12 protein-coding genes are annotated in these 13,186 nt (G+C 43.4%); 6 read left to right on the top strand and 6 right to left on the bottom strand.

Annotated elements, in window-relative coordinates; translation table 11 throughout:
* Positions 1–65 precede the first annotated feature (65 nt).
* Both ACLWOR_RS08265 and ACLWOR_RS08260 read left to right on the top strand, forming a co-directional pair.
* On the top strand, positions 66–959 hold the full coding sequence (locus tag ACLWOR_RS08265) for a LysR substrate-binding domain-containing protein (protein WP_413940224.1): 894 nt from the start codon (positions 66–68) through the stop codon (positions 957–959).
* A 102-nt stretch (positions 960–1,061) separates the two neighbouring features.
* Positions 1,062–2,336: a dicarboxylate/amino acid:cation symporter gene (locus tag ACLWOR_RS08260; protein ID WP_413940223.1), complete on the top strand. Its 1,275-nt coding sequence runs from the start codon at positions 1,062–1,064 to the stop codon at positions 2,334–2,336.
* Between the two features lie 25 nt (positions 2,337–2,361).
* On the opposite strand, the gene ACLWOR_RS08255 is transcribed toward ACLWOR_RS08260, so the two are convergent.
* Positions 2,362–2,940, bottom strand: coding sequence for a TetR/AcrR family transcriptional regulator (locus ACLWOR_RS08255; RefSeq protein WP_413940222.1), 579 nt, complete (start codon positions 2,938–2,940; stop codon positions 2,362–2,364).
* A 13-nt stretch (positions 2,941–2,953) separates the two neighbouring features.
* A complete protein-coding gene (locus ACLWOR_RS08250) occupies positions 2,954–3,709 on the bottom strand; it encodes an SDR family oxidoreductase (RefSeq protein WP_413940221.1) in 756 nt (251 codons plus the stop codon).
* Positions 3,710–3,972: 263 nt separating this feature from the next.
* Between ACLWOR_RS08250 and ACLWOR_RS08245 the strand changes: the two genes are divergently transcribed.
* Positions 3,973–4,506, top strand: a complete 534-nt coding sequence (locus ACLWOR_RS08245; protein ID WP_413940220.1) for a YceI family protein — start codon at positions 3,973–3,975, stop codon at positions 4,504–4,506.
* Between the two features lie 63 nt (positions 4,507–4,569).
* Here the strand turns inward: ACLWOR_RS08245 and ACLWOR_RS08240 are convergent, their stop codons facing one another.
* Positions 4,570–5,103, bottom strand: a complete 534-nt coding sequence (locus ACLWOR_RS08240) for an SRPBCC family protein (protein ID WP_413940219.1) — start codon at positions 5,101–5,103, stop codon at positions 4,570–4,572.
* 87 nt (positions 5,104–5,190) lie between these two features.
* On the opposite strand from ACLWOR_RS08240, the gene ACLWOR_RS08235 reads away from it, so the two are divergent.
* Positions 5,191–5,814: a TetR/AcrR family transcriptional regulator gene (locus ACLWOR_RS08235; RefSeq protein ID WP_413940218.1), complete on the top strand. Its 624-nt coding sequence runs from the start codon at positions 5,191–5,193 to the stop codon at positions 5,812–5,814.
* On the opposite strand, the gene ACLWOR_RS08230 is transcribed toward ACLWOR_RS08235, so the two are convergent.
* The gene (locus ACLWOR_RS08230) at positions 5,815–6,483 is read right to left on the bottom strand and encodes a hypothetical protein (protein ID WP_413940217.1); all 669 of its coding nucleotides are present in this window, start codon (positions 6,481–6,483) and stop codon (positions 5,815–5,817) included.
* Between the two features lie 109 nt (positions 6,484–6,592).
* Between ACLWOR_RS08230 and ACLWOR_RS08225 the strand changes: the two genes are divergently transcribed.
* Positions 6,593–7,294, top strand: a complete 702-nt coding sequence (locus ACLWOR_RS08225) for a hypothetical protein (protein ID WP_413940216.1) — start codon at positions 6,593–6,595, stop codon at positions 7,292–7,294.
* 178 nt (positions 7,295–7,472) lie between these two features.
* Positions 7,473–10,823, top strand: coding sequence for an ATP-binding protein (locus ACLWOR_RS08220; RefSeq protein ID WP_413940215.1), 3,351 nt, complete (start codon positions 7,473–7,475; stop codon positions 10,821–10,823).
* Positions 10,824–10,871: 48 nt separating this feature from the next.
* On the opposite strand, the gene ACLWOR_RS08215 is transcribed toward ACLWOR_RS08220, so the two are convergent.
* Positions 10,872–11,666 carry an SPFH domain-containing protein gene (locus ACLWOR_RS08215; protein ID WP_413940214.1) on the bottom strand — a complete coding sequence of 265 codons (795 nt, stop codon included), beginning with the start codon at positions 11,664–11,666 and terminating at the stop codon, positions 10,872–10,874.
* A gap of 77 nt (positions 11,667–11,743) precedes the next feature.
* Entirely contained in the window at positions 11,744–13,093 is a 1,350-nt protein-coding gene (locus ACLWOR_RS08210; RefSeq protein WP_413940213.1) for an MBL fold metallo-hydrolase, read from the bottom strand.
* Positions 13,094–13,186: the final 93 nt, after the last annotated feature.

Raw genomic sequence — 13,186 nt, 5'->3', positions numbered from 1 at the left:
TTAGCACTTTCACTCTTGCTGATTTAGCCATAAACTATCAATTGATACTTGACTGGGAGTCAATAATGAAAACCACGCTGGACGAGCTGCAAACCTTCGTTTCTATTGCGGATTCTGGATCTATTACAAGTGCCGCGGAACTGCTGTTACAAACCCCATCTGGAGTCAGCCGGACTCTCTCTCGGCTTGAGAAAAAACTGGGGTGCACACTCTTAAGACGAACGACGCGCAAAATAGATCTCACACAAGAAGGCGAAACATTCTTGAGTCATGCGCGCGAAATCTTGAATTCTTTTGAGGTCGCAGAGGAATCTGTGAAACAAAAAAATATCGCCCCTTCGGGAGTTTTAAAGGTCGACTCGGCGACGCCATTTATTTTGCATGCGATTGTTCCGTACGTAAAAGAATTCAACGGACTTTACCCTGGCATTCAGGTGGAACTGCATAGCAGTGATCGTATCATTGATCTTTTAGAGAAAAAGATCGACGTCGCCATTCGCATTGGAAAGTTAGATGATTCAACACTCCATGCCGTGAGCTTAGGTGCCAGCCGCAGACGACTGATGGCAAGTCCTGCCTATTTAAAAGAGCACGGAACTCCTAAAACAGTTGAGGACTTAGACAAACATCATCTTCTAGGCTTTACAGCTCCTGTTCGCTTGAATCATTGGCCTCTTAAAACTGAAAATGGAAATTCTTATCCAAGTAAACCACGCACCATGGCTTCAAGCGGAGAAACCTTGATTCAACTGGCGCGACAAGGAGTCGGGATTGCGTGCTTATCAGATTTCATGACTAAGAAGGATTTAGCAGAGGGAACTCTTGTCCAAGTTTTAAAATCCCAAACTGTAGATCACCGTGAAGAAATTCATGCGGTTTATTACAAGAACACACAAGTTTCTCAACGCGTGACTCTGTTTATTCAATTTTTAAAGAAAAAATTGAAAGATCAGTACTAGCATTCAAGAGATCTCACGAATTTGTAATACAGACGGAGGGTTGCATACCTTGCCCCTCTTCGCAGAAACCTATTTAATGAAAACTTAAAGGGACGTTCGGTTATGAATACAAAAAGACTTTTTCGTTTGGATAATCTGACTTTTATAGCCGCTCTTCTTGGATTGGCTGCGGGTTTTTGGTTACCAGAGTTTTCTATTCGCGTGGGATTTTTAGGCGATATCTTTCTCACTCTTCTCCGCATGATGATTATTCCACTGATTCTGGTTTCCGTCTTTTTGGCTGTGGCGAAACAATCAGCACAAGGCGAGCTTTCCAAAATTGGATATAAAACTCTTGGCTATTTTATCAGCACCAGCGCACTGGCGTGTTTGACGGGAATGCTGGCGGCAAATCTTTTACCAGACGCGGCACCCGCGGTGACCGCGTTTAAAGGCTATGATGCTTCAAAAATTGAATCTGTTTCTTATGAACAGTTGATCCTCAGTTTCTTTCCTTCAAATCCGGTCAAGGCTCTCGCAAATGGCGAGATCATTCAGATCGTGATTTTCTCAATCCTCATGGGGCTTGCATGCATTCGCTTAGAAGCTAAAAAGCGTGATCTGCTAATCAATATTTCCGACGCGGGACATGATTTGATTATGACGGTGATCCAGTGGGTTCTTGTGATTGCACCCCTGGGAATTTTCTCTCTAGTCGCCGCCACGATCGCAAAAACAGACGCCGGAAGTTTGTCGGGACTCGGTTGGCTCTTTGCCGCGATCGGTGTTGCCGCTGCAACTCATTGCCTGATCACTCTGCCCGCATTTGGATTTATCATGGGACGTTTTCATCCCTACAAATTTATTTGGAACGTCAAAGAAGCTTTGCTTGTGGCTCTTGCAACAGCGTCAAGTTCTGCCACGCTCCCCGTTTCCACACGAGTCTTAGAAGAAAATGAAAAGGTCAGCCCCAAAACCACAGGTTTTGTTTTGCCGTTAGGGGCAACACTCAATATGGATGGCTCAGCTCTTTATCAAGTTCTGGTCGTTCTATTCTTGGGTCGTTTAGCGGGAGTCGATTTCTCAATCGGCCAGCAATTTCTGGTTTTCATTTTTGTGATGCTGTCATCTTCGGGAACCGCAGGAATTCCTGGTGGAGGCCTCATGATGATGGGCGCGATGTTGCAGATGTTGGGAATTCCATTAGAACTTATCGGAATTTATCTTTTAGTCGATCGCTTCTGGGATCCACCTATCACTGCTATTAATGTTATGGGTGATCTTTTCGGAACAAAAATCATTGATCGTTTTATTAAAGCCGATGCTGTGAAGTCACCCGTGAATCACACCAGTGATATCCTAACGAGTAATGGCTATTTAGAACCAAATAAAACTTGATGAATGAGTTTCACGCTTTGAGATTTTAGACATCCATTAAGGTGTAAGCTTGTCTTTTTCCCAGTTGAAGAATTTCACTGATCGTTTCTTGCGGGTAAAGCATGCGGCATACGCTCATGGTTCCAACCATCATCGAAAAAAGCGTGATGGCCTTCTTCTTACGCTCGGGTGAAGTGCCTTTTGAAAAACCCGAAGCTAAGATTTCAATCAAAGCTTCGTAGCGTTCTTCAAACCCGGATTTCTTAGACGTCTTTGCACGGTGGATATCGGGGCTAAGAGCGGCAAACAAACAACCCTGCTCCACTCTTTCAACGTGAGCCTCGCTGAGATATTCATCGACGATAGTTTTAAGACCTTTTGAACCTTGAGAATCGACGATCTCGCGATAACGAGACAAGAGATTATCAAAGTCCAAAAGTGTTGCTTGCAGGAACAGATCGTCTTTGCCTTTAAAGTGGCTGTAAAGAGCACCCGAGGTGAGGCCCGCACGCTTCATGATCTGATCGACCGGAGCGCCCGCATGACCGAACTTCTTAAAAGTCTTAACAGAATCTTTTAAGATCTCGCCTCTGAGTTTTTCTTTTTCACCCGCTTTAGTTCTCATAATTCCTCATGTCTTAGAGCTGAGTAGATCCACCATCAACAAATAACTCTGCGCCCAAAATATAAGTCGACTCGTTTGAGAGTAAAAACACGATAGGACCTGTCACTTCGTCAACTGTTCCGTACCGTTTCAATGGAACCTTCTCGGCAACCGCTTGTTTTGTCTGAGCCACAGCTTCACCAGGAATTGTTCCTGGTCTGTTCCAGATAGGAGTTTCAATCGGTCCAGGGCTCACAACATTAAAACGAATTCCTTTCTCTAAGCATGCACCGGAAAAAGTTCTCGCCATCGAGCGAACGGCCGCTTTCGTTGCACTGTAAACAGTCGAAGTCGCACTGCCAGTACTTCCCGCCACAGAAGCGTTCACAACAACAGAGCTTCCTTTTGAAAGAAGTGGAATTGCTTTTTGCATAGTAAAGAAAACACCTTTGACGTTCACATCAAATAGTTGGTCATATTCGGCTTCGGAGACAGCTTCGACTGGATTGAATTTTGCAATTCCAGCGTTAGCGAAAAGACCGTCGATATGACCGTATTTATTTTTTATTTGAGCATACATCGAATCAATTTCGGAAAGCCGACTGACATCTGCTTGAATTGCTTCGGCATTCGGTCCGAGCTCCATTTGCGCTTGTTTTAGTGTCTGCGGATCTCGGCCGGTGATAATGACTTTGCCACCCTCACTAACGATGCGTTTTGCTGTCGCAAATCCAATGCCGCTGTTACCACCAGTTACCAAGATAGTTTTTCCTGCGAATCGTTGTCCCATTTTGAAGCCTCCTTTGAGCATTCATAATTATAATAACGTTCGTTATTAATAATGAACGTTATTATAGCCAATGTCAATATGGCCACAGATCCAGCCTGAATCAATTTCTAAGTTATTGATATTACACATGTAATTTACATACACAGACGAGCTCACCTGGGAACACAATCGAAACAATCATTCCTGATTGTGTCCTCTTTGAAACAATCGGTTTTTGCCCGATGATAGATCCATAACAAACACGAATCCTCGGGAGGATCCAAATGTCTCAAGCAACTTTCACAATCGACTCTGCTCACTCCAGCGCTAACTTTTCAATTAAACATATGATGATCGCTAAAGTTCACGGTGGTTTTGAAAAAGTCTCTGGCACTTTACTTTTAGATTCACAAGATATTACGAAATCATCCATTGAGGCTTCGATTGAAGCTGCAAGTATCAACACGCGTGAACCACAACGTGATGCTCACTTAAAAAGTGCTGATTTCTTTGATATCGAAAAGTATCCAACTTTGAATTTTAAATCTAAAAAGGTCGAACAAGACGGTGATGATTTAAAAGTCACAGGTGATCTCACAATTCACGGAGTGACCAAAGAAGTGGTCTTTGAAGTAGAAGGCCCAACGGCTGAAATGAAAGACCCGTACGGAAATATCAAAATCGGTCTATCTGCTAAAACCAAAATCAAACGTAAAGATTTTGGACTCTCATGGAATGCTGCTCTTGAAGCAGGTGGTGTGCTGGTCGGTGACGACGTTGCCATCTCTTTAGACGTGCAATTCGCCAAAAAGGTTTAAGCCCCTCCCAATCCAAAGGTCCCCGCGAAGGGGACCTTTTTCTCGCAAACTATCTTTTTTAAATTAAGGTTGAGATTCTACAAGCTTTTTAAGGTTTTCGATGCCGACGTCGAACTGTCCCGCGATCATAGCTTCGCAATCAATAAAGACGTTAATTAATTTACCCATAAATCCACCATCACCTGACATCGACCAAGTAAATCGAGTGCCGCCGGCTTCAGGAGTCAAAGTGTACTGAACCAGATTTTCAGCGTGCAGAGGTTTGATCATTGTAAGTTTAATGTCGACAGATTGGTTCGGCACGATGTTAAGAATTTCAAGCTTTCCCGATCCGGCATCTTGATTTCCCTCGAACTCCATTGTTGATCCTGCTTGGCCATCTGTTCCTGAGTAGGACTTTTTCATATTCGGATCCATCTGCTCGTAGGGCGACCATAAACCACCTTTTTTAAAATCACTAATATAAGGGAATATCTTTTCGGGAGGAGCTTGAATGAGGCCACTGCGCTCATAACGGAATTTTCCTTCACGAGTCGCCACGTAACCTAGGAATACGAGGATCAGACCGCCAATAATAAGACCGATAGTTTTAAACACAGTAAACCCTTTCGTTGAATGTGAGATAAAATTAACATACTATTTAGTATGTTGTAAAGAGCCTTTAAATTTGCTAGACTTTCCCTAATGAAAAAGAAGACTTCCGCACCTAAAAAGACTCGAAACCTCGAAAAATCTCGAAAAGAGATCCTTGAGGTGGCCTTTATGGAAGTTTATACCCGAGGGTTTCAAGGGGTCAGCGTTGATGACATTGTTAAAAAGACCTCAATGACCAAGGGTGCTTTCTATCATCACTTTCCGACCAAGCTTGATTTGGGATATGCCCTTGTCGATGAAGTTATCAAGCCCATGACTGTGAGTCGTTGGATTGGGCCTCTGGCTGAATATCAAAATCCTCTTGAAGGAATCCTAAAACAGATGAAGCTTCTTATCGGGAAAGCAGATCCTGCAGAGTTGAAGCTCGGGTGCCCTCTTAACAATCTCGTACAAGAAATGGCTCCCGTTGACCCAGGCTTTAAAACTCGTCTGCAATCAGCTTTGAATTTTTGGATTGATGAAATGGACGTTCATCTTAAGCGCGCTAAAAAAAATGGTTATCTGAGAAGTGACATCAACACTCGCCATGTCGCTCAATTCGTCGTGATGACTCATGAAGGATTTTACGGAATGCTCAAAGGCCTTGATGATCCCAAAGCTTTTGATGCCATGTTTGATTCCTTAAAAAGATACTTTGAAACAATTTCGGCCTGATCAGAACATCATCCCCACATGAACTTGGATCAGCGAGAGTCGCGGTAAGTAGGATAAAATATCGACTGCTGTTTGCACTTTGTCGCGGTCATCGGGATCAGAACTGTCTTTCAAATAATCCGCATCTTTTGTCGTAATCAAAAGTGGTTGCGCCAGACACATCCAATCAATGCCGATGTTGATATTCTTTCGAATCGTCCATGTGTTGCCAAAACCCGCGGCAATTCCCCAGCCCTGAATTTTTAAAACATCAGCAGAAGGATAATTTCCATTCACCGAGTTCATAAACTCATCCCCTAGGGTCATTGAAAAATCAAAATAAGAAATGCCGTAACTTAAATGAAAACTTCCGCCAAAATAAGTACGTCCGATCAAAGAAATCTTGGTATCAGAAACATTGGCAATATCCGAAAGCAGAATCGACGATCCAACACTCCCCTTCATGTATTCAAGTTCCCATGTCTGGTCCGGATTCGAAATCAGGCCGACCGTACCTCCGTATTTACTTAGAATAGGAATATCCACAAAGGCATAGTTGGCAGAAGCAAAATAATTAAAGGAACTTCGTGGCGTCGCGGGAGATTCGAGCACCGACGTGTTTTCTGGTTCTGTCGCCCCAGCATTGGAAATTGCAAGCAGAGTAAAGATTGTGATTACAAATGTCTTCAATGTCTCCTCCATGATGCATGGAAATACTACTGTGATTTGACAATTACATCTACAACTTTGTTTCAGAACTCTTTGCCGACATGAAATCAATTCTGATAAAAGAAAGTCTATGTCGGGTGAAAAAATGAGAGCTCTTCAGGCCGCAAAATTCTTGGACTTTTTCTCTGCGCTAATGATTATCTTTCAGATCATTCTGATTGGTTTTGCTATTCACGCTGATAATCAAACTTATAAAGCTTGGGAAGTCCGCTTTCGCTCGATTCGATTAGCCGAAGAGCTTCGTCATAGTTCGCGTGACCTGACCACTGCCGCACGAGCGTACGTTGCAACAGGAGACATTCGTTACTGGCAGGAATTCCAATCCATATTGGACATTCGAAACGGTGTTAAACCACGTGCCGACGGCCGAACTGTGCCATTACGTACACTCATGAATGAGGCCTCATTTAAGACCGACGAAATTCTCCTTCTGGATTTCGCTGAGAAACAATCCAATGAGCTCGCGCGATTTGAAACAGAAGCAATGATGATGGTGAGAGAGTTACCAAATCCAAGCGCTTTGAACGAAAAGAAAAATAAGGCCATAAGCAAACTCTATGACCTTTCCTATAGAAGAAGTATTCAAGAAATCATGGCACCTATTTTAAGATTTGAAGACAGTGTGAATCAACGTACGCTTTTAGATGTCGAGAAGTACGACTTCTTATTAAAAACTTTGCTTATCGTGATTGCGGGTCTTCTTCTTATCAATGCGCTATTGACCTATGTCTCTTCACTGCTCAAGGCGAAAGACGCAAAAGTAGAAGTCTAGAGTATTCTGTAATCTAAATTTACCTGAATAAACCGTGAAAGTTACGGCATCGACATTCAATGTTCGAATTCACAATTTCTGTAATTAATTATGGAATCACACGATTTAATTATAGTTAGGAAATTAACATATTCGTGTATTGCTTATTTAAAAAGCACGATGCTATCCCCTCCGCACTATGAAAAATAAAACTGAAAACCAAACTCTAGGTGCGAACTCTCTTGAAAAAATTTTTCCAGGCGATAGCGAAATGGCGCAACACATGCGTGCTTTCGATTGGACAACAACCCCATTGGGGTCGCCAGAAACCTGGCCACAAAATCTCATAACTTCCATCAGTATTTGTCTCACATCACGTTTTCCAATGAATATTTGGTGGGGACCTTCACTTACTTATTTTTACAATGATGCTTACATTTCATATCTTGGTTCACAAAAACATCCTAAAGCGTTAGGCCGATCTGGTCGTGAGGTTTGGGCAGAAATCTGGCCAACAATTGGACCAATGATTGATGATGTTAAAACTCTGGGTTACGCGAGCTGGTCAGAGGACATGCAAATGTTCTTCGATCGTAAGATCACTCAAGAAGAAGTTTACATGACGTTTTCGTTCAGTCCTATTTACGGAGCATCGGGGCAGGCTGACGGAATTTTCTGTGCGAGTACCGAAACAACAGAAAAAATTCTCGGTAACAGACGTTTGCGCACGCTCAGAAAATTAAGTGCTAAAGCTGGGGAACCTCAAACTCTTAGTTCTGCTTTTGCTTCTATCATTGATATTTTATCTGTGAACCCAATGGATTTGCCGCTAGCTGCACTTTACTCCATTGATGAAAACGGCAACCAGCTTCGCCAGTCCACTGGTGAGCTTCAACCAGGTGAAATTTTACCCGAGCAACTCAAGCAAAATCTCGACGGCACTTATGTAACACCCCAAGAGGGCATGCACCTTTTCCCAATTCGTTCACTGGTTGCAGATAAGGTTGCTGGAATTCTTCTGGTTGTGCCAAATCCGCACCGCCCATTGGATTCTGCTTACATCACATTCTTCGATCTCGTGGCTTCACATATCGCCACTATTATAGATAACTCAGTCGCCTACGAGCTTGAGAAAAAACGCGCAGAAGCCCTGACTGAGCTTGATAAAGCCAAAACAACATTCTTTAGCAATGTGAGCCATGAGTTCCGTACACCTCTGACATTAATGCTAGGACCCATCGAGGAAATGCTCGACGGTCTTTATTTCGATTACGATAAACTCAAAATTGTCCATCGCGGTTGTCTCAGACTTTTAAAGATGGTGAACTGTCTTTTGGATTTCTCACGACTTGAATCCGGAAAAGCCCATCTTATCTATGAAGCGACAAAAGCTCCGGCTTTGACAGCTGATGTGGCGAGCGTATTCCGCTCCATGATTGAAGATGCGGGGATTGAATTCATTGTCGACACTCCAGAGCTTGATGAAGACCTTTATTTGGATGCCGAAAAATGGGAAAAAATCGTTCTGAACCTTCTTTCGAATGCCTATAAGTTTACAATGTCAGGACGAATCGAAGTTCGCACTCGCCGCCTCGAAAATAGATTTATTCTTGAGGTCAAAGATACAGGAACTGGAATTCCAGAAAACGAACTTCCAAATATTTTCAAACGTTTCCATCGTGTAGAGGGCGCCAAAGGACGAAGTCATGAAGGCACAGGCATCGGTCTGTCCCTTATTGAAGAAATCATCCACCTCCATGGTGGACATATCAGTGTGGAAAGTACGCTTGGTCAAGGCAGCACGTTTACCGTCTCTGTTCCTTTCGGAAAAGACCACCTGCCTGCGGGCCGCCTTGCCACTCGCAACGTCTCTTACTCTTCGGTTCGTCGCAAAACTTACCTTGAAGAAGCCATGCAATGGGGTACTGAGACAAGTTGCACAAGCAAAGTGGCTGATTCAACTGATGTGGAAGGTGCTATCGAAACCATCTGCAAAGATCGAAAAACTCGCATCCTACTTGTCGACGATAACACGGATATGCGTCGCTACGTTCATGGTCTCCTAGAAAAACATTGGGAAGTCGATGCCGTCTCTGATGGAACTCAGGCTATTGCCGCTCTTAAGAAGCAATCTTATGATTTGATCCTCTCAGACGTCATGATGCCTAATTTAGATGGATTTGGATTGGTCTCTAAAGTCCGTGAAAATCCACTCTGGTGTTCGATTCCAATTATTCTTTTATCTGCACGTGCGGGAGCTGACTCGAAGGTTTTGGGACTTGATGCTGGAGCAGATGATTATCTGACGAAACCATTCTCGGCAAAAGAGTTGATTGCTATTGTTCGCTCAAACTTGAATATGTCGAAGTTCCGCATGGAAACAAAAATGGCGGAAGCAGCTAATGAAGCGAAGTCGCAGTTCTTAGCACATATGAGCCATGAAATTCGCACTCCGTTAAATGGAATTTTGGGTTTCACGGAACTCTTGGCAGATGCTCCTCTGAGCAGCATACATCAAGACTACCTTGAGCGCGTGCGCGGAAGTGGCGCACACCTTATGAACATCATTGATAGCGTTTTGGATTTGACCCGTGTTGAAGAAGGAAAAATTCAAATTAGCTCGGTGCCTGTTTCAGTAGAAAATATTGCTCTTGAAGTATTCAACGCCACCAAGGTGCTGGCACAAAAGAAGTCACTCAAAACACGTTTTGATTACTCTTCCGTTGTTCCGTCATCGATCCAATCAGATCCGACGCGACTGCGGCAAATCCTGATGAATCTGATGAGCAATGCCATCAAATTCACCAGTGAAGGAGAAGTCACTCTTCGTTTAGCGAGTGAAAAAATCTCAGAACAAGAACAAATCGTCGTTGAGGTTGAAGATTCAGGGATTGGAATTGCTGAAGAAGGCGTTAAAAATCTCTTCCAGCCATTCACGCAAGCAGATCCGTCCATCAATCGCCGATTTGGCGGTACGGGATTGGGACTCGCGCTTTCTCACAAACTGGCTTTAGCTTTAGGTGGAAACCTCGAGCTGAAACACAGTGTTCTGGGCAAGGGCAGCTGTTTCCGTCTGACAGTTCCTGCAAATTCGTATTTATCTAAAGTTTCATCACTCCAGGATTTGGTTGCAACTCCGATTGCCCCACCTGACCCAGAACTTGCGGGTATGAAGGTTCTGCTAGCAGATGACTCTCCGGATAATGCGAAATTGATCGAAGCCTATTTAAAATCAACAGGCGTCGCTTTGAATTTTGCTCGCAATGGTCGAGAAGCAACCGTCATGGCAAGAAGCGATGACTACGACGTTATTTTAATGGATATTCAGATGCCAGAAGTAGACGGAATTAGCGCTACAAAAATCTTGCGCTCCCTTGGCTATGAAAAACCAATTATCGCATTCACCGCACACGCTCTTGAGACAGAACTGGTAAAAACTCTCCTTGCTGGATGCACGTCACACCTGACGAAACCAGTAAAGAAAGCAAACTTGATCAGTGCCTTGAAGCAGCACTCAAGAGTCGCAGCGGCAACCGCAACAGCTCACTAAATATACCCCGAGCAGACTCAAAGTCTGCTCGGGTCTTTTCGCCTGGTTTTATTTGCTGATGTTTACCATTCCCTTAAAGTCCATCGGAATGACTATCGTATTCACTCTGCCATTCGCAATCGCCTCTGCAATCTTCATATTTGCCATCGCTGACATATATTCAATAGCGCCTTTATTCGCATTAAGCGCAGCAATTCGTTCTGCTTCTTTTTTGGCTGTTTGGACTTCCACCTCTTTTTGCTTGTATTCATTTTTTGCGCGCACAAGGTCGTTTGCGGAAGCCACGACGGAGTCTGCTGGCAAGATAACTCTTACTAAGACTTGGCTGATAGTAATCGCCGAATCAAGTTTTTCATCCGCGAGACTGTGAACCATAAGGTCTTTTACTTCTGTTTCAATGGCTTGACGGTTGTCGTTCATATCAAGAGCATCGTATTTTCTTGCGGATTTATAAATCGCGTTTCGAGCAGTTTGATGAACATAGTTATACATCAAGTAGATGTCTCCATCATGTTCGGCATGAAAAGACCTGTTCTTGGAAACATACAACTCACTCACGGACTGAGGATTGATACTATAAATCACGAGCGCATCAAAATCCTTCATTGTGCTATTGTCTTTTGCAAGTGGTGTCATATCCTCGACTCTCACACTCACGTCTTTTACAGGAAATGTTAATACACTTCCAATGAGGGTTTGATTGAAGCTTCCTGGCAATAATTCGCCTGGGCTGATTTGTTTATCAAATCCAATGCGAACGCCGACCTCCCCGGTTTCAATACGAGTGCAACCAACGGATAACGAAAGAACAATACACGCAAAAAGACGATTAAAGAGTTTCAACTGAAAACGCTCCTGTAAATATGTTTGTGTCCTTAAATTTCGCCACACTCACAGGACTTAAGCAAACGGAAACATATTTATGACCAAGAACCCTTAATTCGTTTAAGTTGCTCGAGTTGGTAGGAACCGAATTCGCTCGTGAAGAGACAACGGACTAACGGGTCCTCCATGATGTCCACGGATTCCATTTCTTTTTCGATTTCCGCGCTGAATTTCATGGAATTGATTCGCACATACATTGAAGTTAGTGATTCACCTAGATCCAAAGCCGCAAAAAGTTTGTAAAGAGGGACTTCGGTTGACCATTCCAATGGTGCACGATCCTCTTCCTGAATTTGCAAATGACCTTGCTGAACCGAGTAGGTGAAGTGTTTGGCTGCACCTGTGTGATCAAATACTGAAAGCCGCCAGTTGCGAGGACGGTCAAAGAATGACTCTTCCAATTGATCAAGGGTTGTATACTTTTGCAGAATTTCTTCTTCGCAGAATTTGTAAACGCGTTGGGTTTGGACTGCATTTAACTCTGGGAAGTTCTTTGCAATTTCTGCCGTTGCTGGCGGAACCAACGCGGGCAAATATTGATAATCTAGGTTTTGCTCTCCTTTAGGTTTAACCCACGGAAGAGGTGCGGAGGGCTCTATACCTTGTTTACCGAGAAGTATTGAAACAGACGGATTGAGCCGAATCACTTTTGCTGATGGCAACGCTTGCTGAACTTCTTCTTGAAAGAATTGGTATGAGATGGGGAAGAAAGCATTGTTATACCAAGACCAACTCTCTTGTTTAAACTGACAAGAGCTGGGTACGACAAAGCGAGGATCGAGAGCTTGCAACTGCTCGATCCATTCTGGAGGAAGCTCTTGAAGGGCCGCAGGAAAACGAGTCGGCGCAATCACTTCAAGTTCTCGCATCGTTTGAAAGGGCCAAAGAATCATATCCCATGGTGATTCGTTTTTCAGCAGTTCTAAAGTGTCATAATCAATCCAAGAATCAACAACGTTGAGGATATTCATGCCAGCTGCTTTGATTTGAAAAAGAGAATCCACCTCTGCATCCAAGGCACGACGCGGGATCACTTCAAATGCGCCGATGTTCACTGGCTTATTCAAAGTAAGTGAGTAAACATTTTTAAATCCCAACTCTTGAATCCAAGTAAAGATTTCTTCAAACACACAGTACATGTAAATCGGTGTCTCGCGATCCAGAAGATTTAAACTCTCTAGCGAGCAGTGATCATCGTGATAATGAGATATAAACACGGCAGAAAATTTCAAATTTCGGATTTGCGCTTGATCAAACTCGACATCAGGAAAGGCATAACAATTTCGGCTGAATGGGTTTTCAAAAATCGTATCAAAAGCAATTTGAGTGCCCTCACACTCAAATACATAACCCGCATGCAGAATTCGCGAAACCTTGACACTCATGGGGGCATCCTAACCCAAGCAGTCCTTTATATCTAGCTAATATTGCTGGTAAATTCGGCAAATTTGACAATTTACTTGGTTCTTTTTATACTT

Source organism: Bdellovibrio sp. HCB2-146 (genome assembly GCF_047345725.1).
Lineage (GTDB): Bacteria > Bdellovibrionota > Bdellovibrionia > Bdellovibrionales > Bdellovibrionaceae > Bdellovibrio.
Note: the sequence above shows the minus strand (reverse complement) of the source record. Positions and strands in the feature narration are given on the sequence as shown.